Source organism: Actinopolyspora biskrensis, assembly GCF_013408175.1.
Taxonomy (GTDB): domain Bacteria; phylum Actinomycetota; class Actinomycetes; order Mycobacteriales; family Pseudonocardiaceae; genus Actinopolyspora; species Actinopolyspora biskrensis.
Genome location: NZ_JACBYW010000006.1, coordinates 164,068 through 185,882, shown reverse-complemented (window position 1 = coordinate 185,882; position 21,815 = coordinate 164,068). Strand labels below are relative to the sequence as shown.

Annotated in this window: 17 protein-coding genes; 11 read left to right on the top strand and 6 right to left on the bottom strand. The window is 70.0% G+C overall.

Annotated elements, in window-relative coordinates; all coding sequences use genetic code 11:
• Positions 1 to 65: 65 nt before the first annotated feature.
• Positions 66 to 1,283 carry an Rv3212 family protein gene (locus FHR84_RS16525; RefSeq protein ID WP_179536431.1) on the bottom strand — a complete coding sequence of 406 codons (1,218 nt, stop codon included), beginning with the start codon at positions 1,281 to 1,283 and terminating at the stop codon, positions 66 to 68.
• Positions 1,284 to 1,437: 154 nt separating this feature from the next.
• Positions 1,438 to 3,156, bottom strand: coding sequence for a DEAD/DEAH box helicase (locus tag FHR84_RS16520; RefSeq protein WP_179536430.1), 1,719 nt, complete (start codon positions 3,154 to 3,156; stop codon positions 1,438 to 1,440).
• A gap of 825 nt (positions 3,157 to 3,981) precedes the next feature.
• Between FHR84_RS16520 and FHR84_RS16515 the strand changes: the two genes are divergently transcribed.
• Together FHR84_RS16515 and FHR84_RS16510 are read left to right on the top strand one after the other, a co-directional pair.
• On the top strand, positions 3,982 to 4,701 hold the full coding sequence (locus FHR84_RS16515) for a ferritin-like fold-containing protein (RefSeq protein ID WP_218863014.1): 720 nt from the start codon (positions 3,982 to 3,984) through the stop codon (positions 4,699 to 4,701).
• Between the two features lie 142 nt (positions 4,702 to 4,843).
• Positions 4,844 to 5,071 (top strand): DUF3107 family protein, encoded by a 228-nt coding sequence (locus FHR84_RS16510; RefSeq protein WP_179536429.1) that lies wholly within the window; start codon positions 4,844 to 4,846, stop codon positions 5,069 to 5,071.
• A gap of 279 nt (positions 5,072 to 5,350) precedes the next feature.
• Here FHR84_RS16510 and FHR84_RS16505 read toward each other — a convergent pair whose 3' ends face one another.
• Both FHR84_RS16505 and FHR84_RS16500 read right to left on the bottom strand, forming a co-directional pair.
• Entirely contained in the window at positions 5,351 to 5,785 is a 435-nt protein-coding gene (locus tag FHR84_RS16505) for a DUF4873 domain-containing protein (protein ID WP_179536428.1), read from the bottom strand.
• Entirely contained in the window at positions 5,782 to 6,513 is a 732-nt protein-coding gene (locus FHR84_RS16500; protein ID WP_179536427.1) for a TetR family transcriptional regulator, read from the bottom strand. Before FHR84_RS16500 ends, FHR84_RS16505 begins: the two co-directional genes overlap by 4 nt.
• 77 nt (positions 6,514 to 6,590) lie before the next feature.
• Here FHR84_RS16500 and FHR84_RS16495 point away from each other — a divergent pair, with 77 nt between their 5' ends.
• From FHR84_RS16495 to FHR84_RS16485, 3 genes are all read left to right on the top strand, one after another.
• Positions 6,591 to 7,490: an AurF N-oxygenase family protein gene (locus FHR84_RS16495; RefSeq protein ID WP_179536426.1), complete on the top strand. Its 900-nt coding sequence runs from the start codon at positions 6,591 to 6,593 to the stop codon at positions 7,488 to 7,490.
• The gene (locus tag FHR84_RS16490) at positions 7,487 to 8,398 is read left to right on the top strand and encodes an alpha/beta fold hydrolase (RefSeq protein ID WP_179536425.1); all 912 of its coding nucleotides are present in this window, start codon (positions 7,487 to 7,489) and stop codon (positions 8,396 to 8,398) included. Before FHR84_RS16495 ends, FHR84_RS16490 begins: the two co-directional genes overlap by 4 nt.
• 373 nt (positions 8,399 to 8,771) lie before the next feature.
• Positions 8,772 to 9,131 carry a hypothetical protein gene (locus tag FHR84_RS16485; RefSeq protein WP_179536424.1) on the top strand — a complete coding sequence of 120 codons (360 nt, stop codon included), beginning with the start codon at positions 8,772 to 8,774 and terminating at the stop codon, positions 9,129 to 9,131.
• Positions 9,132 to 9,342: 211 nt separating this feature from the next.
• Here FHR84_RS16485 and FHR84_RS16480 read toward each other — a convergent pair whose 3' ends face one another.
• The gene (locus FHR84_RS16480) at positions 9,343 to 9,978 is read right to left on the bottom strand and encodes a TetR/AcrR family transcriptional regulator (protein WP_179536423.1); all 636 of its coding nucleotides are present in this window, start codon (positions 9,976 to 9,978) and stop codon (positions 9,343 to 9,345) included.
• Between the two features lie 529 nt (positions 9,979 to 10,507).
• On the opposite strand from FHR84_RS16480, the gene FHR84_RS16475 reads away from it, so the two are divergent.
• From FHR84_RS16475 to FHR84_RS16460, 4 genes are all read left to right on the top strand, one after another.
• The gene (locus FHR84_RS16475) at positions 10,508 to 11,488 is read left to right on the top strand and encodes a DUF3152 domain-containing protein (RefSeq protein WP_179536422.1); all 981 of its coding nucleotides are present in this window, start codon (positions 10,508 to 10,510) and stop codon (positions 11,486 to 11,488) included.
• A 170-nt stretch (positions 11,489 to 11,658) separates the two neighbouring features.
• The gene (gene moeZ, locus FHR84_RS16470) at positions 11,659 to 12,861 is read left to right on the top strand and encodes an adenylyltransferase/sulfurtransferase MoeZ (RefSeq protein ID WP_179536421.1); all 1,203 of its coding nucleotides are present in this window, start codon (positions 11,659 to 11,661) and stop codon (positions 12,859 to 12,861) included.
• Between the two features lie 199 nt (positions 12,862 to 13,060).
• Positions 13,061 to 13,867: a TIGR02569 family protein gene (locus FHR84_RS16465; RefSeq protein WP_179536420.1), complete on the top strand. Its 807-nt coding sequence runs from the start codon at positions 13,061 to 13,063 to the stop codon at positions 13,865 to 13,867.
• 133 nt (positions 13,868 to 14,000) lie between these two features.
• Positions 14,001 to 14,828, top strand: a complete 828-nt coding sequence (locus FHR84_RS16460; protein ID WP_179536419.1) for a uroporphyrinogen-III synthase — start codon at positions 14,001 to 14,003, stop codon at positions 14,826 to 14,828.
• 17 nt (positions 14,829 to 14,845) lie between these two features.
• On the opposite strand, the gene FHR84_RS16455 is transcribed toward FHR84_RS16460, so the two are convergent.
• The gene (locus FHR84_RS16455) at positions 14,846 to 15,163 is read right to left on the bottom strand and encodes an MGMT family protein (protein WP_179536418.1); all 318 of its coding nucleotides are present in this window, start codon (positions 15,161 to 15,163) and stop codon (positions 14,846 to 14,848) included.
• A gap of 92 nt (positions 15,164 to 15,255) precedes the next feature.
• Between FHR84_RS16455 and FHR84_RS16450 the strand changes: the two genes are divergently transcribed.
• On the top strand, positions 15,256 to 18,477 hold the full coding sequence (locus FHR84_RS16450) for a PD-(D/E)XK nuclease family protein (protein WP_179536417.1): 3,222 nt from the start codon (positions 15,256 to 15,258) through the stop codon (positions 18,475 to 18,477).
• Positions 18,474 to 21,764 (top strand): UvrD-helicase domain-containing protein, encoded by a 3,291-nt coding sequence (locus tag FHR84_RS16445; RefSeq protein WP_179536416.1) that lies wholly within the window; start codon positions 18,474 to 18,476, stop codon positions 21,762 to 21,764. The genes FHR84_RS16450 and FHR84_RS16445 overlap by 4 nt, the downstream gene beginning before the upstream one ends.
• Positions 21,765 to 21,815 lie beyond the last annotated feature (51 nt).

Genomic DNA, 21,815 nt, shown 5'->3' with positions numbered 1-21,815 from the left:
CTCCCACCTGCTCGCGCCCGGGTCCGTGCGCTCCCGCGCCGTGAGCGGGCGAACCGGCCGGGCCCTCACCGGTACGCGAAGAGCTGGTCCCCCCGCTGCTCCAGCACCGTCCTCCCCACCACTTCGGGGAAGACGACCGGTGAAGCGTCCCCCGCCCGATCGAGCGCCAGGGTCCTGCTCCGCTCACCGGAGGCCGGATCGTGTACGGCCAGGCCGTCCCGTACGGGAATCAGGCGCTCGTCCGCCATCCTCGTGGCGGGACCGAGCGTGTTCCGCGCCGTCCAGACGGGGGTGAGCGTCTCCCCGTCGAGGGCGACCGTGTCCCTTCCCGTGTACCAGTAGACGTCCCCATCCCGTGTCGTCGGTTCGATCCGGACGTCGGCACCGGTCTCCGGAAGCGTTCCGAGCCGTACCGCGTGGCTCTCCCGAAGCGCGCCGGACATGTCGTAGACAGCCAGCTGTTGCCGGTCACGGAGCACCACGGCGACCCGTCCCCCGGTCACCGCGACCACATCGGCCCGCTCGCCGCCCAGTGCGGTGCTCATCACTTCTTCGGGCTTCTCGTTGTCCTCGGGGTGGGCCTTGAGCACGGTCACCCGGTCCCCGGTCGAACCGGCGCACTCGGCTATGACGGCGACACGCCGATCGCCGACGGCGGTTCCCGAGTAGTCGCACTCCGGGCGGCGCAGATTGTTGTCCGGGATCTTGATGTCGGTGGGGATGCCGTACTGCTGGGTGCGCACCAGATCGGAGCGCCACGTCTCCAGGAGCCGACTGCCGGTGGCCGTCACGTAGTTGCCGTCGGAGAGCAGCCGGGTTCCCGCCCCCACGTCGCTGTTGCGCTGTGGTTCGCGGGTGCCGTCCGAGCCGCGCAGCGAGGTGACGGCGTTGCAGTGGCTGCCGGTTCGGTAGACCGCGATCGCGCGTTCCCACTCGGCCCCGACGGTGCAGAGGCCCTTGCCCCTGCTGTAGCGCCACCGGACCTCGCCGTCGGCCGGATCGCGCCCGAGTACCTCGCCGCCCTGGCCGGTCACCACGGCCGGTCCTGCCAGGACGGGGTGCGGTGTGGCGGAGCTGGGGGCCTGCCACACCTGTTCCAGCCGGTCGGGCACCGTTCGCGCCGGGGGCGCGGGGTCGACGGGTTCGGCCGCCGGGCTCAACTCGGTGGCCCGGGCGGAGCTGAACCACCAGAGGGTGACCGCCCCGCCGAGAACGGCGATGGTGAGCACGAGTGCCGTGGCGATGTCGCCCTTAGTCCGTCGCTCCGGCCGTACCAATGTCACCCCGGTTGTCGCTCGTCCGACAGGTCCTCGTGCGGGAGCCTAATAGTGCCGGGCCGGGTGCTGTTGTCGGCACCGCCACGACGCCGTGGGGACACCGTTCGGGCGCGGCGCCACCGGAGTCGCCACGCCCGTACTCGGCCGGACGGCCTCAGGATCACTGAGTGGTGGCGTCCGCCTTCTCCTCGGCGGGCCCGTTCTCGGAGCCACGCCGCCTGCGGACCCTCCTGCGTGCCGGACGCTGGGTCTTCGCCTCCGAACTCTGCTCGGAGTCGGTCGACGTGCCGGAGGCCTGCGCCTCCTCGACCGGTTGCCCGTTCCTGGTGCGCCTCCGCTTCCTGCGTCCGTTCGGGCGACTGTTGCCCGTCTCCTCGGACCCGCTCGAACGGGAGCCGGAGGACTCACCGCGGGAGCCCTGCCGGTTCCGGCGCTTGTTGCGCTTGGGCGCGGACTCGGTGCGCTCCTCGGCCTCGGCGTCCAGACCCACGCGGGTGCGCTTGGACAGCGGCAGCCTGCCGCCCACCTCGGAGGGAATGTCGAGTTCGTTGAACAGGTGCGCGGAAGTGGAGTAGGTCTCGACGGGATCCTCCATCCCCAGGCCGAGCTCCTTGCTGATCACCTTCCACCGGGTTTCCTCGTCCCAGTCGACCAGGGTGATGGCCACTCCGGTCCGCCCCGCGCGTCCGGTACGCCCGATGCGGTGCACGTAGGTCTTCGAGTCCTCGGGGCACTGCAGGTTGATCACGTGTGTGACGCCCTCGACGTCGATGCCGCGCGCGGCCACGTCGGTGGCGACGAGGATGTCGATCTTGCCGGTGCGGAAGGCGCGCAACGCCTTCTCGCGTGCTCCCTGTCCCAGGTCGCCGTGTACGGATCCGGCCGCGAAGCCGCGCTCGTTCAGCTCGTCCGCGAGCTTCTGGGCCGAACGCTTGGTACGGCTGAAGATCATCGTCAGCCCGCGTCCGTTCGCCTGCAGCGCGCGGGCGAGCAGCTCGGGCTTGTCCATGGCGTGGGCGCGGTAGACGAACTGGTGGGTTCGCTCGTGCACCGCGCTCTCGTCGGACTGCTCGGCCCGTATCTGGGTCGGCTGGTACAGGAAGTTCCTGGCGAGCTGGATGATCGCGTCCGGCATGGTCGCCGAGAAGAGCATGGTCTGCCGCTGCTCGGGCACCATTCCGAGGATGCGTTCGATGTCCGGCAGGAAGCCGAGGTCGAGCATCTCGTCGGCTTCGTCGAGCACCAGGGTGGAGACCTTGCCGAGCACCAGGTGCTGCTGTTCGGCGAGGTCGAGCAGCCGACCCGGAGTGCCGATCACCACGTCCACACCGGCGCGCAGCCCCTCGATCTGGGGTTCGTAGGGGCGGCCTCCGTAGACCGACAGCGTGCGCACGCCGAGGTACTTGGCGGCGTCCTCGATGTCCCGCGTCACCTGCATGCACAGTTCCCTGGTCGGTACCACGATCAGGGCCTGCGGGGTTCCGTCCCCGGGCAGGTTCATCTGCTGCAGGAGCGGAACGCCGAACCCGAGGGTTTTGCCCATTCCGGTGCGTGCCTGGCCGATCAGGTCGGCGCCGCGCAGGGCCAGCGGCAGCGTCATCTCCTGGATCATGAAGGTCCGCTCGATTCCGGCTTCCCGGAGAGCGCGGACGATCTCCTCGGAGGCGCCGAGCTCGGCGAACGTGGGGCTCTCGGAATCCCCGGTGTTCTCCGCGTGCAGGTCACGGCCCTGCGTCGGCTGGGCCTGCTCGGAAGGTGCCTCGTGCTTTTCCGAATCGCGGTGTTGGACCGCTGGTTTCTCGTCCTCGGCGCCGGTGTGACCGGTGCTCCGGGTCTCGTTGTTCGTCAGAGTAATCGCCTCTTTCGTGATCGCGCGCACGATCGCGTGGCCGCATCGGGATCGATGTGCGGGCACACGGCCGCGCGGCGATGTTGGTTTTGTGGCCGTGGACGGACCGCGGAATCGGCGCGACGTTCGACGCCGATCGCCGAACCCGCCGCGGTTCGTCGCCTCGCGGTGGCGGCCTGTCGTGTGGGCGCCATGTCCGTCGCTGCGACATCCGCTTGCTCACGGCCTGCTCCGGCGGAGGCGACTCACGTCGCCCGCCACCGTGAGACGGCGTTCGTGTTCGGGAGGGCCCGGCGCGGTTGACCGTTCTCCCCGCGGGGGTGGCACAACCGCCGAGGGCATCCCCGTTTCGGAATGTGGGCGTTCCCGCTCCGGCCGGTCGGACGTGGCCGTCCGGTCCGCGGAAGACCCCGCCCGCGGCTGCGCGAAGGGGTCCCGGCCCGGAAACCGCTCCGGCCGGAACTCGAAGCGCACCAGCTGTCGGCACACTAACCGCTGTCGGGGGGACCCCGCACGGGCAACACCGTTCGGCGGGGTTCCATTCCCACGGTCGGGGGACCGACGGGGCGGGTGCTTGCCTGACGCCAATAAACCTCCCTTTGGGTGAGGATACCTGGCACATCTCACCGTGAGGGGCGTGGATGGCGAACGCCACCCTCGGAGTTCCTTTCGCGTGGCTCGTCCTCCTCACTCACCCGAAAGGAGGCCTGGTGTCTCGTGATCGGGTTCGGGTGTCCCGGTTTCGAGCAGCGCTCCTCACGCGCCGGTGGTGCTCGCCGGAGCGAGCCACTCCGTGAGGAACGCGGGTTCGGACGGACGGACTCGAAACGAGCTCGAGAGCGGTAGGCTCGCACCATGACCGAGGCTGACCAGAGTGCCGTGGCTTCCGGGGTCCGTGACACGGAGGCCCCGGAGGAGGAGGAAGCGGGTTCCGCCGGCTACGAGGAAGGGGTGACGGATCTGCTCGCCGCCCTGGCATACGGTGAGCTCTCCGCTTTCGACCGGCTGGCCGAGGACTCCAGGGAGGCCCCCACCCTCACGGGGAGGGCCGCGCTGGCGAGCATGGCCGCCGCCGAGATGGGGCACTTCCGGCTGCTGCAGGACAAGCTCTCCGAGCGTGGTGTGGCGGTCGAGGACGCGATGCGCCCCTTCGCCGCCCCCTTCGACGCCTTCAACGCTTCCACCGCCCCCCACTCGTGGCTGGAATCGTTGGTCAAGGCTTATGTCGGGGACGGTCTGGCCGCCGATTTCTACCGCGAGGTCGCGAACTGGCTGGACCCGGAGACCAGGGAGCTGGTGCTCACCGTGCTCTCCGACACCGGGCACTCGGCGTTCGCGGAGCGCGAGGTCTCCGCCGCCTGCGCCGAGGACGATTCGCTGCGGGACAGACTGACCCTGTGGGGGCGCAGGCTGCTGGGGGAGGCGGTGACCCAGGCGCAGTGGGTCGTGGCCGAACGCGACGCGCTCTCCGAGCTGATCATCCGGGGGTCCGGTGATCTGGCCGGGATAGGTTCACTGCTGCGCAGGCTCCAGAACAACCAGAACAAGCGGATGTCGCGGCTGGGGCTGGGCTGAGCACCCGAACCGGACGAAGCCTCCCGCCGGAAGTCCGGGAGAGCGACGTTCCCGCGGCATCGGCCGTTTCCGGTCCGTTCCGGGGCGGGCAGATAGCCTTTTGAGGCAAGGCGACAATCAGCAACGTTCACGGAGGTGTGCGGTGGAGGTCAAGATCGGAGTCGCGGAAGGCACGCGCGAACTCACGCTGAACAGTGGTCAGACCCAGGAAGAGGTCGAAAAGCTGGTCTCGGACGCGTTGGCCACCACTGACGGCCACCTGCGTATCGACGACGACAAGGGGCGGCGCTACATCGTGCCCGCGGCCAAGGTCGCCTACGTCGAGATCGGGGCGCCGGAGACCCATCGCGTCGGCTTCGGAGTCGGCTGACCCGCTCACTCCCGGTGAGGCGTGAACGGTCTCGGGGGCCGCCGAACGGGCCGGCCCCGTCCCGGACGGGGCCCGGGCCATCGGATCGGGGTTGTTCCCTCGGTGCCCGGCACCGAGAACCACTCGGGCGACTCGCACCGCCGCGGGGTCTCCCGCGGGTGCTCCGGCGAGGACGGCCCCGACGTTGTGTAGAACCACTACCCGATGTCGGGGCCCCGCTCACGAGGCAGCGGGCCTCCCGCGCCGGCGAACTCGCGCGAACCGAGCGCGGAACCGCTGTCAGCCGTTCTCCTTCAGGTCGGCCAGTTCGGTGTCCAGCGGAAACGGTGGACGCCCGAGTCCGGTGACGCGGTACCTGTTCCACGGGTCCGGATCGGACAGGGTGGCTGCCGCATCGCCGTGCGGAGTGCGCAGCACGACCTCCACCCTGCGGCCTGCGGTCAGCTCGTCCAGCTTCTCGTCCGCCTCGGCGCGCCCGTACCAGTGAAACCTCCCGTCGATCGGCTGGAAGTTGCCGCGCAGCACGACGTCCACGGCGACTTCCGCATCGGCGGTGAACACCACGGCGGAGCCGAGGTAGTCGTGTTCGTCGTGTGCGTCGTGCCGTTCCTCGTCCTCGAACCGCTCCAGCACGGTCTCGCCTCCGTTGTTCGTCGTGCTCGCGGTCGCCGGCGGGCCGCTCGGCCCGCGCCGCCGGGCCGGAGCGGTGTTCAAACGTCCTCGTTCTCGACCAGTTTCAGGTCGGGGGGAAGCTCCAGCGGCTGGTCCGGATCGATCACGATCCCGCCCGAGCGGAGCACCCCGTCGATGGCGAACCAGATGATCTTCGTCAGGTATTCGGTGAGGTCGTCCCTGCTCATGGAATGACGTTCCAACCACCAGTCACCGCTGGCCTGGACCATGCCCACGAGCCCGTGGCTCCAGGCCTCCACGCCTCCCGAATCCAGCTCGAGACTGCGCAGGTACTCGCCGAGCAGCCGGGACAGCGAGTTGGCTATGATCGTCTTCTCGGTGCTGACCGGATCGGTCTGCACCGGCCGGTCGGCGAAGTTGCGGCGCACCACGAAGCGGTACAGCTCCGGGTACTCCTCGATCACCCCGAGGTAGGTGCTCACGATTCGTTCGATCCGCTCGCGGACGGTGCCGCCCTGCTCGAGTGCGGGTCTTATCCGCTCCATCAGCAGGTTGGTTCCCCACTCGCCGACGGCGAGGTAGAGATCGCTCTTGTCGCTGAAGTGCCTGTAGAGCACGGGTTTGCTCACGCCGGCCTCCGCGGCGATGTCGTCCATGCCCACTTCGGCACCGTAGTCGCCGATCGCGCGGATGGCGGCTTCGACGAACTCCGCCCTTCTCGCTTGTCGGTGTCCCTTCCAGCGTTCTCTCCGGGCATCGTTGCGCCCCTGTGGCTGCGTGGCCTTGACAGGCCGCGAGATGTGGCTCACGCTACTCAAGGTAGCTGTTACTTGTAGTAACACGCAATGTTCGGCACGGGCGCCCCCCGGAAGGGTGATCAGTGATCATGACCAAGACTCTCCAGGTCAACGACCGGGAAAGAACCGCTTCGCGGCTGCTGAAGTCCTCGGCCAAGAACAGCTACGACCCCGAGGTGGACATCGACTGGGATGCCCCGCTCGCGGAGGACAAGCCTTACCTCCCGTTCCACCGAAGCACGCTGTACGGCACCCGGTTGTGGGAGCAGCTCACCGAACAGCAGCGTATCGAGCTGACCAAGCACGAGTTCGCGAGCGTCGCGTCGAACGGCCTCTGGTTCGAGGTGCTGCTCATGCAGATGCTGCTCAAGGACTTCTACCACCGCGATCCGCGCACCAACCACGCCCAGTACGCGCTGACCGAGATCGCGGACGAGTGCAGGCACTCCACCATGTTCGCGAAGACCTGCGATCGGATCGGGGCACCCGCCTACGGGCCGGTCCGCATTCTGCACCAGGGCGGCAGGATCCTGCCTGCCGTGCTGAAGGGGCCCTCGGCGTACGCCTCCATACTCGTCGCCGAGGAGATCCTCGACCGGATACAGCGTGATCAGATGTACGACGAACAGGTGCAGCCGCTGGTGCGGATGGTCAACCGCATTCACGTCATGGAAGAGGCGCGGCACGTCACCTTCGCCAGGGAGGAAGTGACCAGGGGGATGCGCGAGTGCGGTCCCGCCGAGCGCGCCCACCACCAGTTCATGACCTCGTTGGTCGGTTTCGCCATCGTCAAGGCGCTGATCAACCCGAGGATCTACAAGGCGGTGGGATTACGTCCCAGGACCGCCTACCGGGTGGCCATGGAGAACCCGCACTGGCAGGAGACCATCCGGTGGAGCGGCGAGAAGATCATGGCCTTTCTCGACGACGCGGGTCTGGTAGGCGGACCCGGAATGCCGTTGTGGCGGAAAGCGGGGTTGATCCGGTGACTCTCGGACAGCAGGAGCGCGTGGAGAGCACGCTGACCACCTCGGACGGGGTCGAGCTCGCCGTGGACGAGAGCGGTGATCCGCACGCCCCGATCACGGTGTTGCTCGTCCACGGCTGGACCCTGAGCAGGCGCACCTGGGACCGCGTGATGGAGGGCCTGCCCGGTTCGGTCGGGAGTTCGGTGCGGGTGGTGCGGTTCGACCACCGTGGTCACGGCGACTCGGATCCCTCCCCGCGCGGAACGGCCGAGATCGCGCGCTGCGCGGACGACGTGGCGGAGCTGATCGCGGACAGGGTTCCGGCCGGGCCCGTGGTGATCGCCGGACACTCGATGGGCGGAATGACGATCATGGCCCTGGCCGAGAGGCACCCCCGTCTCATGGCGGAGCGGGTGCGGGGTGTGGCCCTGATCGCCACGTCGAGCGGCGGCCTGGCCGCCCCCGATCTCGGGCTGCCTGGCCCGGTCGCGGCCGTGTTCAACGCGGGGGAGCGCAAACTCCGCTCCGTGCTGGCCCGTTCCGAGCGCGGCAGGGTCGGCGATCGCTCCGCGTGGATGCGTCCGGGGCTGCGGTGGCTGCTGTTCGGCAGCGGCGCCTCGGGCAGCGACGTGGCCATGAGCGCCGAGTGGGTCGCCAAGTGCCATCCGGCCAGTTTCGCGGGGTTCCGCGAGTCGTTGGCCGAGCACGAGCGCGGCGATGCCCTGGACGCGTTGCCCGAGGTTCCCACCGTGGTGCTGGCCGGGCTCGCCGATCGGCTCTGCCCGCTGCCGCACGCCAGGGTCATGTCCGAGCGGCTTCCGCGGGCGGGCTTCTTCGTGTACGCCGGAGCCGGTCACATGCTTCCCCTGGAACGAGCGGAGGAAGTGACCGACCGGATAGCCGACGTCACACGTTCCGCGCTGCGGTGACATCCTCCCACGGCCGGTCCGGCCGGGTTCCCGTTCGGCCGCGTCCGGGCGCGGGGCCCGGACGGCGGGCGAGCGGCGCAGCCGCTTTCCGCCACCCGCGCAACCGGCATCGCCGGGGTTCACTGATGTCTCCCGTTCGAGCTGCTGGTCGGGTCGGGGGTCTTCCTCGGCGCGGCGGCGCCGAAACGCCCCCGAGCCACCGGCACCGCCGATCCCCTCGATCGAGTGCTCCGCGCGGTTCGCGCTCCCCGGGGGGTGCGCGTTGTTCGGTACTGTGACCGGAGGCGGCATATCACGGTGGGGCGGTTACGCGGCCGCGTTCGGAAACCGTGCGTCTCGCCGTGACGGGAACCATCCGGACGAAAGGACCTCCGTGGGACAGCACACCAACAGCATCCACCACCACGGCTATGTCGAGGACACGCCGCTGAACCAGGCCATGCCCGCGCACGAGCGGTTGACCCGTCTCGACGCCGTGGAGATCCTGCACAGTCCCGACGAAGTGGCGCAGTGGCTGGCGAGCACGCTGCGTGCCGCGATGGGCAGGTCCGAGGACGAGGTCGCGTTCGACGACGAGTGGGACCAGTGGGTCAAGTACGCCCACTCCGGTGAGACGATCACGACCGGCCTGCTGAACGGCCCGACCATAAGCGTGGTGGCCGTCCCCGAGGCCGAATGCCGTTGTGCCTCCACTCCGCTGGTTCCGGTCGGAGGCAAGAAGCGTAGCCGGTGAACCCCGGCAGGGCGGCGACGGCGGGCCGGGGCCCTTCCGGGCCGATGGTCCCCAACCGGGGAGTTACCGGAACCTCCGCGGCTCGTCCCGACGATCGTCGGCGCTCTTCTCCGGTGCCGCTCGTCGAGCTCGGCGCGAGACGACGGGGCCGCGCCCGTCGGTCCGGGCCCCCGTTCCGCGCCCGTCCCGTTCGTGCGCGGAACGGGAGGGGTCAGCCCTGCTGCATCGGGAAGCCGGCCAGTCCCTTCCAAGCCAGGGTGGACATGAGGTTCACGGCCTCGTCGCGGGAGATGGAGTTCTCCGTGTCCAACCAGTCCCTGGCGGTCACCTGGCTCAGCCCGACCAGTCCCACGGCGAGCAGCCTCGCCCGTTCGTGATCGAGTCCGGCGTCCGCCGTGACGGCCTCGGCCACCGCGTCGATGCAGCCCGAGGAGGCCTGCTCGACGGCACGTTCCACAGCGGGCTCCCCCCGGAGATCGGACTCGAACACCAGCCGGAACGCCTGGTCCTCCCGGTCGACGAACTCGTAGAGCGCACCCACGGCGGCCCGCACGCGCTGCTTGTTGTCGGGATTGGACTCGATGGCTTCGCGCACCCGACTGACCAGTTCGGTTCCGTGCGTTTCCAGCAGAGCGAGGTACAACTCGAGCTTGCCGGGAAAGTGCTGGTAGAGCACGGGTTTGCTGACACCCGCGCGGTCGGCGATGTCGTCCATCGCCGCGGCGTGGTAACCATTGGCCACGAACACGTCCTGAGCCGCGGAGAGCAGCTGCGCCCTTCGTGCGTCACGCGGAAGTCGGACCCCGCGGTTGGGCTGGTCGGTGCTCTGCTGCGCGGTCTCGGTCATCTCTAAGCCTCCACCGAATGATGCTGGTTCCGGTCGGGTCGTCGTGCGGGACGGGCTACCCAACTTTACTTGTCGGTAGAGATTTTGTGCTGCTTACCTGTTCATCGACCGGCCGAGAATTCGTAATCCGCACCGCACGGGCTCGGTGGTTCCACGCCACGCCCGGCTACGGACAGTACCCGCATTCGTTGGTCGAGTTGCGTACTGTGGCAATCTGAAGGCAACGGAAGCGCGCGTCGGGCCGCACGGTCCGAGCGGTGCGCCGATCGAGGTTTTCTGCTCGGGTCGTCGCGGGTGGTCGCTGAGCTGGACCTCCCGCCGACTCTCGTTGCGGACGCCCCGACATCGGGTAGCGTCCTACACGACGTCGGAACCGTACTCGCGGGAGCGCGACGCGGGAGAACCCGCGGAGCCGCCGGCTGCGCGTGGTGGGGTGCCGCGGCGCTGCAGGCGCCGAGAGCACCGCACCGGTCGTCGACACGGCGGGAAAGAGCATCAGTGAGTAGTCGGTAGGAATTCGAGGAGATCAGTGGAATCCGGGGAAGGCGGTCGGCACCGGGGGGATCCTCTCGCGGCGTCCTGGTATCCGAGCCCCGAGCGACGAACCGAGGGCGGCGGAACCCGACGCTCCGGGAGGAGCCGCCGGAAGAGGGGGCTGCTGCGTTACGGCTGGGGCGTCTACGCGGTTCCGGTACTGCTGGTGATCACCGTCTTCGCCGTCGTGGGGTTGCCGGACCGGTCCCAGCAGGGGGGCGGTGCGGTGGAATCGGCGGGCAGGACGACGGAGAACGACACCGCCCCCGTGGTCGAGGAGGGGGACAAGGGAGGCGAGTACGACTCCCGGATGAAATCTCCCGAACTGCCTTCCGGCGCGCCGGTCCCGAAGTCGGGGTCGGGGACTTTCGAGGTCGTGCCGGGGGAAACGGATCCGGTCGGCTCGGGACGGCTCTACAAGTACACCATCGAGATGGAGACCGGTGTTCAGCTGATCGAGGGAAACGACACCTTCGCCAGGCTCGCCGAACAGACCCTGGCCGATCCGCGCAGCTGGACCAATCCCCGCGCGGGCGGCATATCGCTGCGTCGGGTCGGTCCCGACGGCCCCCGGCCGGACCTGCGGGTCACGCTGGTCAGCAGGAACACCGCCAGGGAGGTGTGCGGCTACGGGAACGGACTGCCCTACGACTCCTCCTGCCGAATCGACGAGCGCGTCTACATCAGCGCCGCGCGCTGGGTGCGGGGAGCGGTCTCCTTCGACGGGGACATCGGCACGTACCGGCGGTATGTCGTTAATCACGAGGTCGGGCACTTCTTCGGGAACGGCCATGTGGGCTGCCCGGCCCAGGGGCAGCTCGCTCCCGTGATGATGCAGCAGACCTTCAGCGTCTCGAACGACGAGCTGCACGACCTGAACGAACGAGTTTCCCAGGGCACCGAGATTCCGTCCAACGGTTTCGTGTGCAAGCCGAACGCGTGGCCGTTCCCGCTGGGGAACGAGGCGGGCCGCTAGGGAACTCGTCCCAGTTCGTGGGAGCGGCTTGGGACGTGGAAGACCATCGGCCAGGCTTGCGTTACACGATGTGGTGGCGCGCGGTAGGCGGGTTGTGAGGCCGTACCGGCCGGCACGCCGTGGCCGCCGCACGTCGACGCACATCCAGGCAACGCAGGAGGAGCTGGGAGATGACCGGCAACACATCCCCTCAGGGGGCGGCCGGTAGCGGGACGGCGCTCCCGCCGCTGGTGGAGCCCGCCGCGGAGCTGACCAAGGACGAGGTCGCGCGCTACAGCAGGCACCTGATCATCCCGGACGTCGGGATGGAGGGCCAGAAGCGCCTGAAGAACGCCAAGGTGCTGGTTATCGGGGCGGGCGGACTCGGCAGCCCCGCGCTGATGTACCTGGCCGCCGCGGGTGTGGGAACCCTCGGGATCGTCGAGTTCGACGAGGTCGACGAGTCGAACCTGCACCGCCAGGTCATCCACGGTCAGTCCGACCTGGGACGCTCCAAGGCCGAGTCCGCGCGGGACTCGATCGCCGATGTCAACCCGTTCGTTCGGGTCAATCTGCACCAGACACATCTGACCTCGGACAACGCGCTCGGCATCTTCGAGGACTACGATCTGATCCTCGACGGCACCGACAACTTCGCGACTCGTTACCTGGTCAACGACGCCGCGGTGCTGCAGGGCAAGCCCTACGTCTGGGGCTCGATCTTCCGGTTCGAGGGTCAGGCGAGCGTTTTCTGGGACACCCACGGGCCGAACTACCGCGACCTCTACCCGGAGCCCCCGCCGCCGGGAATGGTGCCGTCGTGCGCCGAGGGCGGTGTGCTCGGAGTCCTCTGCGCCTCGATCGGTTCGATCATGGTCAACGAGGCGATCAAGCTCATCACCGGAATCGGTGAAACCCTGCTCGGCAGGTTGATGATCTACGACGCCCTGGAGATGAGCTACCGCACGGTCAAGATCCGCAAGGACCCGAACGCGGACGAGGTCACCGAGCTCATCGACTACGAGACCTTCTGCGGAGTCGTCTCGGACGACGCGCAGCAGGCCGCCGCGGACAGCACCATCACTCCGCAGGAGCTGAAGGACAAGTTCGACTCGGAGGAGAAGTTCGAACTGATCGACGTCAGGGAACCGCACGAGTACGAGATCGTGCGCATCGACGGTTCGAAGCTGATCCCCAAGGACCGGATCCTGTCCGGCGAGGCACTGGCCGAACTGCCGCAGGACCGGCAGATCGTGCTGCACTGCAAGTCGGGCGGGCGCTCGGCCGAGGCGCTTTCCGCGCTGCACAAGGCGGGCTTCTCGGATGCCGTTCACGTCGGTGGCGGTGTGCTCGGCTGGGCGAACCAGGTCGACACGGACCTGCCGACCTACTGATCGAGGTTCGTGGGGCACCGGCACGTTCCGGTCCGGTCCCGGGTCGGAACGGCCGGTCCGGGACCGACCGCGAGAGGTCCGTGGTCCATCCGGTGCGAAGTCCGGCCGGTGCCCGCGTGTCACCTTGATCGCTCCAGTTCTCGTCCTCTCCCGGAGCGTCTGCGACTTGATCGCCACCGTTGCGGGTAGCGTCTTGCACGTGAGTGCTACGGCCGAGCCACCCCCGACCCATGTGCGCGCCGCGTTCGGCGCGCGTGGGGAGGAGGTCGAACTGCTGGAGGGCGGACTCGCCTGGCGTTGCGGCGAAGAGGACGGAGTGCTGCTCAAACTCGCGGCGAACACGGCCGAGGCCGCCTGGGTGGCGCGGGTGTTGGACGCGCTGGCTCCGGAGGAGACGCGTTTGGCGCGACCGCTGCGGTCCACCGACGGCAGGTGGGTGGTTTCCGGATGGTCCGCGCGGCGCGATCTCGTCGGACGGCCCGAGCCGCGACACGACGAGGTCGTCGCGATGTCGCTGCGGCTGCACACCGCGACCAGCCGACTGGACAAACCGCGTTTCGTGGATTCCCGCCAGGACATCTACGCGCTCGCCGACCGGATGGCCTGGGGCGAGGCGCACATGTCGCTGTCCCCGGAGAAGGGCGGGCGGCTGTTCGACGTGCTGGCCGCCTCGCGCAAACACGTCGCACTGCGCCCGCAGGTGGTGCACGGCGACTTGTTCGGCAACGTGCTGTTCTCCGGCAACGCCCCGCCCGGTTTGATCGACTTCGTCCCGTTCTGGCGACCCGCGGAGTGGGCAGCGGCCGTGGTGGTGATCGACGCGCTGGCCTGGGGAGGCTCCGACCCGGCGATAGTCGAGCGGTGGTCGCATCTCGCGGAGTGGCCCCAGATGCTGCTGCGAGCCCTGCTGTTCCGCCTCGCGTTGCACGCGCTGCACCCGCGCGCGAGCACCGCCTCGCTCGGGGGCCTCGAGAGTGCCTCGCAAACGGTTTTGGAAGTTCTTTAGGGGTTAGCTCGTCGGCTCGGTTCGCTCGGGCGGTCGGGTACCCGGTCCCGGAACGCGGGAGTTCGGGGCGGAATCCCGCGTGAGCGCGACGCGGGACGGCACGTTTGTCGACCTTTCGTGTGAAGATGGCGGAGTGGGTTCGAAAACGGAGGAACCGCTGCGCGGTTACACGGTCGGAGTGACCGCGGAACGCAAGGCCGAGGAACTGGCGTCGTTGCTGAACAGGCGCGGGGCGGACGTGGTGCAGGCCCCGGCGATGCACACCGTCCCGCTTCCGCGGGACGGAGCGCTGGCCGAGTCCACCGCCGAAGTGCTCGCCGCCGAGGTGGACTACGTGGTCGCCACCACGGGAGTGGGGTTCCGCGGGTGGCTCGAGGCCGCCGACACCGCGGGCGACGGAGCGGCGTTGCGCGAGCGACTGTCCGCGGCGACCCTGCTCGCGCGCGGCTCCAAGGCCGTGGGGGCGATCCGCGGGGCCGGGCTCGAGGTGGCTTGGAGCGCTCCCTCGGAGGAGGCCGGAGAGGTCCTGGCCCACCTGTTGACGCGCGAGCTGCGCGGCAGGCGCGTGGTCGTCCAGGTGCACGGGGACCCGATGTCGTGGTTCCGCGAACGCCTCGTCGAGGCGGGAGCGGAGGTGATCGCCGTGATGGTCTACCGGTGGACGGACCCCCTGGAGCCGGAGAAGCTGGACGACCTCATCGGCCGGGTGATCGACGGCGGGGTGCACGCGCTGGCCTTCACCAGTGCCCCCGCGGCGTCGAACCTGCTGGGCCGGGCGGAGCGGATCGGGCGTTCCGCTGAGCTGCGCGAGGCGATCAGCGGCGGTGTGCTGCTCGGCTGCGTGGGTCCGGTGACGGCGGCGCCGCTGGTGGAAGCGGGCTTCTCCTGCGCGTTACCGGAGCGCGCGCGGACCGCTTCGCTGGTACGCCTGATCGCGGAGCGGCTCCCCGAGCGGCGCTGAAACGCGGCGGGTGCGGTTCACTCCGCACCGGGGAGTTCGAAGGGGGCGGACGGTTCCCACCGGTAGCGACGCATGTCCACCCGCCCCCCGTCGGCGAGCACCCCTTCGGTGCGGAGCCGTTCCAGCTGTTCGTGGCGCAGGTGCTCGGCCACGCTCCCGTTCGAGCGGAGCACTCTGTGCCAGGGGAGGTCGGCGCCGTCCTCGGCGAGGATTCGTCCGACCACACGGGCGGAACGCAGCCCCGCGTGCCGCGCGACGTCGCCGTAACCGAGGACGTACCCCGGCGGGATGGTGGTGACCACCGTTCGAACGTGTTCCCAGGTCCGTTCGTCCACCCGGGAAGTCTCGCACAGCCGGACGTGGTGCGGGCGACACACTCGTCACCAGGTGCGGGAAGCGATCATGGCGGCATGATTCCATCGCGTACGTGTCGACCTCCACCGCTCCGGCCCTCGTGCGTTCCGGTGAGCAGAGCGCTCCGCGTCTTCGGTGGTCCGAAGCGCAGCGCCGGGTCATCGACGGTGCGAACGGATTCCTGCGAATCCTCGGAGGCCCGGGGACCGGCAAGACGACGTTGCTGGCCGAGATGGTGGCCGAGCGGCTGCTCGACGGCAGGGCCACCGCCGATGACACCCTCGTGCTGACCGCCAATCGCACCACGGCGGCGCTGATGCGCGGTGCCATCAACAGTCGCCTGCTGGCCGGTGACGCCTCCGTCAGCACTGGGCGTGCTCCGCTGGTGCGCACGGTGCACTCCTACGCGTTCGGTGTGCTGAGGCTGCGGGCCAGCCGCGACGGCGGCCCGCAGCCGAGGCTGCTCAACGGTCCCGAACAGGACCTGCGGATCCGTGAGCTGCTCGAGGGCGACGTCGAGGACGGAGCCGGGTACTGGCCGGAGTCGCTGCGTGCCGCACTGCGGACCGAGGGCTTCGTCGCCGAGCTTCGTGATCTGCTGATGCGTGCCGCCGAGCGCGGGGTGGGGCCGAACGATCTGGTGGCGCTCGGCGAACGGCACGAACGCCCCGAGTGGGTGGCGGCCGGGACTTTCGGGGCGCAGTACGAACGCGTCACCCAGCTCGGAGGAGCGAGCGGGGACACCGCACCACCACTGGACGCGGCCGAACTGGTTTCCGCGGCCCTGTCCGCCTTCGACTCCGACGCGGAGTTGTTGGAGGCCGAGCGGACCAGGGTACGGCACTTGGTGGTGGACGACGCCCAGAACCTGGATCCACAGCAGTACCGGTTGTGCCGCCGCATCGGTGACACGGCCTCCGAGTTCCTGCTCGGCGGTGATCCCGACCAGGCCGTTTTCTCCTTCAGGGGCGCTGATCCCAGTAGTCTGTCCGAAGCGGACCGGAGCGGGGAGCGGACCCTGGTGCTCGGTGCCGACCACCGGATGTCGACACGCGTGCGCAGGGCGGTGCGGCGGCTGTCCGCGCGTCTTCCCGGTTCGGGTGCGCAGCGACGGATGTTCGGTGCGGACCTCGCCGAGGACGCCGGTGAGCCGGAGGAGGGCGACGAGCGCTCCTCCGGCGGGGGAGTCCAGGTTCGGCTGCTGGCCTCGCAGGCCCAGCAGGCGGCGTGGGTGGCCGACCAGCTGCGCCGAGCGCACTTGCTGCGCGGGGTGGCGTGGTCGGACATGGCCGTGATCGTCAAGTCCACGGGCCTCTCGCTTCCGGTGCTGCGCAGGGCGTTGCTCGCTGCCGGGGTCCCGCTGGAACTCGGTGACGAGGAGATACCGCTGGCCCGGCGCCCGGCCGTCCGCCCGCTGCTGACGCTGCTGCGTTGCGCGGCACGTCCATCCGATCTGGACTCCGACACGGCCGAGTACCTGCTCGGTTCGCTCCTCGGAGGTGCGGACTCGTTGGCCCTGCGGCGACTGCGGCGCGGGCTCCGCAGGTTGGACCTGGCAGCGGGCAACGACCGTCCGAGCGGTGAGGTGCTGGTAGAGACGCTGTGGGACGCGGACAGGCTGGCGGCGCTGGAGGGGAGCACGGCGGAGCCGGCTCGCCGGGTGTCCACGCTGCTCGATTCGGCCGGGCGTTCCTGTGCGCGAGGGGAGAGCGTCGAGGACGTCCTGTGGCGGATCTGGAAGGACAGCGGGATGGAGCAGACCCTGCTGACGCGTTCCGAGCGGGGAGGTGTCAGCGGGGCGCGGGCCGACCGCGACCTGGACGCGGTGGTCGCGCTGTTCGACGAGGCGGCGCGGTACGTGGACCGTCTCGCCGGAGCGGACGCGGCCTCGTTCGTCGGCCACCTGGAGAACCAGCGCATCTCCGGGGACACGTTGGCACCGAGCTCCCCGGGAGGGGACGCGGTGTCCGTGCTGACCGCGCACGCGGCCGTCGGGCGCGAGTGGGAAGTGGTGGCGGTGCCCGACGTGCAGGAGGGCATCTGGCCCGACCTGCGGTTGCGCGGTTCGCTGCTCGGGGTCGAGCGCCTGGTGGACGTTCTGTCCGGTGTGGATTCCCCGGACGTGGTTTCCGCCTCCGCGCCGCTGCTGGCCGAGGAGCGCCGGCTGCTGCTGGTGGCCGCCAGCCGTGCCCGCAGGACGCTGCTGGTCGGCGCGGTGCGCGGGGAGGAGGAACAACCCTCCAGGTTTCTGGACGAGTTGGACGGCGCCGACGAGGACTCCGGGGCGGAGGAGCGCCCGGTCTCCGGGCCCGAGCGTGGCCTGAGCCTTCCCGAACTGGTGGGCGAGCTGCGCCAGGTGGTCAACGACGCCACCGCGGAAGCGGAACGCCGTCGTCACGCGGCCGCGCAGTTGGCCAGGCTCGCGGCGGCCGGAGTGCGGGGGGCGCATCCGGACAGCTGGTACGGGTTGCCCGAACCGTCCAGCTCAGCCCCGTTGGTGGGCGAGCACGAGCCGGTCCGGGTGAGCCCGTCCACGGTGGAGGTGCTCTCGACCTGCCCGCTGCGGTGGATGATCGAACGGCACGGTGGACAGGACGCCGCCGAGCTGGCTTCGGTGGCCGGTACCGTGGTGCACTCGCTGGTCCAGGCAGCGGCCGAGGGAGCCGACCGGCAACGGCTCGAACAGGCGCTGGACCGCGCGTGGGAGTCCGTGGACGCGGGGGCCCCCTGGTACTCCCGCAGGGAGCGCGAGCGGGTGCGCGGAATGCTGGACTCGTTCCTCGCGTGGCTGGACTCCTCACGTGCCGAGCTGGAGCAGGTCGCGGTGGAACGCGATCTGGACCTGACGGTGCCCGCGCGGGAAGGCGGGCACCAGCTGCGGCTGCGGGGCCGGGTGGACCGGCTGGAGAACGACGGCAGCGGCAGACCGGTGATCGTGGACGTCAAGACGTCCAAGACACCGGTGAGCAAGGACAGGGCCCGGCAGCACACTCAACTGGCGGTTTACCAGCTGGCCGCGGCACTGGGCGCTTTCGGCGCGGACGGGGAGAGCGAGCCGGGCGGGGCACGACTGGTCTACGTGGCCAAGCCGGAGGCCGGGAGCGGCGCGGCCACCGAGCGGGTTCAGCAGGGATTCGACGACGAGGAGATCCGCGGCTGGCTCGAGGTGGTGCACGACGCGGCCGCGGCAGGCACCGGCCCGGAGTTCCGCGCCGTCGAGAACGCGGACTGCCCGCGTTGCCCGGTTCGCACCAGCTGCCCGGTGCACTCCTCGGGAAGGCAGGTCGGCCAGTGATCACTCCACAACGCGTCGCCCAGGCACTCGGACTGCCCGAACCGACCCCCGAACAGGCCGTGGTCACGGGGGCCCCGGCGCAACCGGCACTGGTGGTGGCCGGAGCGGGAGCGGGGAAAACGGAGACGATGGCGGCACGGGTCGTCTGGCTCGTCGCCAACGGTGTCGTCACTCCCGAACGGGTGCTCGGACTGACCTTCACCCGCAAAGCCGCCAGGCAGCTGGCCGACCGGGTGCGGGCGCGCCTGCGACGCCTGGCCGGGTCCGGACTCCTGGAGGAGGTCGACCCCTCGGGAGGCCTGCGCGCGAGGGTGCTGTCCGAGGAGCCGACCGTGCTGACGTACCACTCCTACGCGGGCAGGCTGGTGTCCGAGCACGGGCTGCGCGTGCCGGTCGAACCCGGCGCGCGGCTGCTGCCCGAGACCGCGTCGTGGCAGTTGGCCCACCGCGTCGTTTCCGGCTGGACCGCCGATCTGGACACCGACAAGGTTCCGGCGACGGTTACCGAGCACCTGCTCTCGCTCACGAGTGAGCTGGCCGAGCACCTGGTCGATCCGGAGCGGGTGCGGGAACACGCCGAGCGGGTGGTCTCGCTGGTGGAGAACGCTCCGCCCGAGAAGCGGCAGGGGACGAAACCGCCGCAGGAGCTGCAGCGGGTGGTGGCCGCGCAGCGGCTGCGCGCGGCCCTGCTTCCGCTGGCGGAGGCCTACACGGCGCGTAAGCGCGGCGAGGCGGCGATGGACTTCGCCGACCAGATGTCCCTGGCCGCACGGCTGGCGGCGGAGCACCCCGAGGTGGCGGAGGGGGAGCGCACGCGGTTCGCCGCCGTCCTGCTGGACGAGTACCAGGACACGGGGCATTCCCAGCGCGTGCTGCTGCGGAACCTGTTCGGTTCCGCGGAAGGGGCCGCGCCGTTGCCGGTGACGTCGGTGGGGGATCCGGCGCAGGCCATCTACGGTTGGCGCGGGGCCAGTGCCGCGAACCTGCCCAGGTTCACCACGGACTTTCCGTGCCGGGACGAGAGCTCGGATGCCACACCGGCCCCCCGATACGGCCTGCTCACGAGCTTCCGCAATCCTCCGGGGGTGCTGAGGCTGGCCAACGCGGTGGCCGAACCGTTGCGCGAGGCCGGGTTGGACGTCGAACAGCTGCGTGCCAAGCAGGACGCCCCAGCCGCCGATATTCGCGCCGCGCTGCTGGAGGACGTCCGCACGGAGCGCCAGTGGGTGGCCGAACGCGTGGCTCGGCGTTGGCGCGCCGCGGTGGAGGCCGACGGTTCACCTCCGACTGCCGCGGTGCTGGTTCGGCGTCGTGCGGACATGGCGGACATGGCGGAGGCGCTGCGCGCCGAGGGGCTCCCCGTCGAAGTGGTCGGTCTCGGTGGTCTGCTGGACGAGCCCGAGGTCCGGGATCTGGTGAGCGCGCTGCGCATGCTGACCGACCCGTTGGCGGGCACCGCGGCGATGCGGTTGCTCACCGGTTCGCGCTGGCGCATCGGCGCGGCCGACATCGCGGCCCTCTCCGCTCGTGCCGGGGAGCTGGGCGAGCGGAGCGTGCCCGGCAGCTCCGATTCCGGTGTCGAGGACACCTTGGCGGCGGCTCTTCCCGGAGAGCGCGCGGAACAGGCCGGTCTGGTCGACGCGCTCGACGATCCGGGGGGTCGGGAACGCTACTCGGAGGAGGGCCACCGCAGGATCCGCAGGCTGGGGGGCGAGCTGGCCGCGCTGCGGCAGCGGCTGGAGCAGCCCCTTCCGGAGCTGGTCGCCGACGTGGAGCGCACCCTGCTGCTGGACATCGAGAGCATGTCCCGCACCGACGGGGTCGGCAGGGCCCACCTGGACGCGCTGTCCGAGGTGGTGACCGAGTTCGCCACCGCGAGCCCCACCGCGACGCTTCCCGCGCTGCTGGACTATTTGGACTCCGCGGAACACGCGGAGGACGGTCTGGAACCCGGTGAGGTGGAGGTGGCCGAGGACAGGGTGCAGGTGCTGACCGTGCACGCGGCCAAGGGGCTGGAGTGGCAGCTCGTGGCTCTCCCGCATCTGGTCTCCGGGGTCTTCCCCGGCAAGCGGAAGTCCTCGTGCTGGCTGCGTTCGGTCACCGAGCTCCCGCCCGAACTGAGGGGGGACGGCCCCGACCTGCCGCGGTTGGACCTCGACCGGCTGGAGGGGCTCACCCGCAAGGAGCTGCAGCGGGAACTGGACGAGCACGACGCCGAGTTCGAACGACGTCGGCTGACGGAGGAGCGCAGGCTTTTCTACGTCGCGCTCACGCGTTCGGAACGAACCTTGCTGCTGTCCGGGCACTGGTGGGGGGAGAGCGGTGGGAAGCCCAAGGGCCCCTCCGGGTTCCTCGAGGAGACCGCGCGGGAGCTGACCGGGCAGGAGGACCACGGTGTCCTCGAGCACTGGGCCCCGGAACCGGAGGAGGGCGCGGAGAACCCGCTGGCGGAGAAGGGAAGGAGCCTGTTGTGGCCGGTGGATCCGCTGGAGGGGCGCAGGAACGCCGTCGTGGAGGGGGCCGAGCTGGTCCGGGCCGAGTTGAACCGGGAGAGGGAGTCCGGGAGCCAGGAGTCCGGGGAGACGGACGAGGAGGCGGAACTCGATCCGGAAGTGCTGCGTTGGCGGCGTGACGTGGACGTGCTGCTGGCCGAACGTGAGCGCGGTTCCCGGCAGGAGCGGGTGCGGTTGCCCGACCAGCTCTCGGTCAGTCAACTGGTCGAGTTGGCCGATTCCCCCGAGCGCTTCGCACGGGGGTTGCGCCGGCCCCTGCCCGCCCCGCCCAATCCGGTCGCGCGGCGCGGCACGGCTTTCCACGCCTGGTTGGAACGGCGCTACACCTCGGAGGCCCTGTTCGAGGTGGACGAGCTGCCCGGTGCCTCCGACGAGTCGGCCGCTCCGGACGAGCACCTCGAACGGCTCCGCGACGCGTTCCTGGCCGGTTCCTGGGCGGACAGGGTTCCGCACCGCACCGAGGTGCCCTTCGAGACCCGGATAGCCGGGATCGTCGTACGTGGTCGGATGGACGCGGTTTTCTCCGATTCGGACGGGGGGTGGACCGTGGTCGACTGGAAGACCGGTTCCGTCCCGGACGAGCGGCGCATGTCGGCGACCGAGGTGCAGCTCGCCGCGTATCGGCTGGCCTGGTCGGAGATCTCGGGTGTGCCGGTCGAGTCGGTGCGTGCCGCGGTGCACTACGTGCGGCACGACCGCACCCTGCGCCCGACCGACCTGCTGGACGCGGAGGGGTTGCGCAAGCTGATCCTGTCCGTGCCCTCCGAGGAGTGAGCGGGCGCACCGTGCCGTTCGGTGGAGCAGAAGGACAAAAAACACACGTTC

Excerpts from the sequence above, each read along its gene's own strand:
- FHR84_RS16515 (WP_218863014.1), top strand. The coding sequence starts at position 3,982 with ATGACCGAGGCTGACCAGAGTGCCGTGGCTTCCGGGGTCCGTGACACG.
- moeZ (WP_179536421.1), top strand. The coding sequence starts at position 11,659 with ATGACCGGCAACACATCCCCTCAGGGGGCGGCCGGTAGCGGGACGGCG.
- FHR84_RS16480 (WP_179536423.1), bottom strand. The coding sequence starts at position 9,978 with ATGACCGAGACCGCGCAGCAGAGCACCGACCAGCCCAACCGCGGGGTC.
- FHR84_RS16495 (WP_179536426.1), top strand. The coding sequence starts at position 6,591 with ATGACCAAGACTCTCCAGGTCAACGACCGGGAAAGAACCGCTTCGCGG.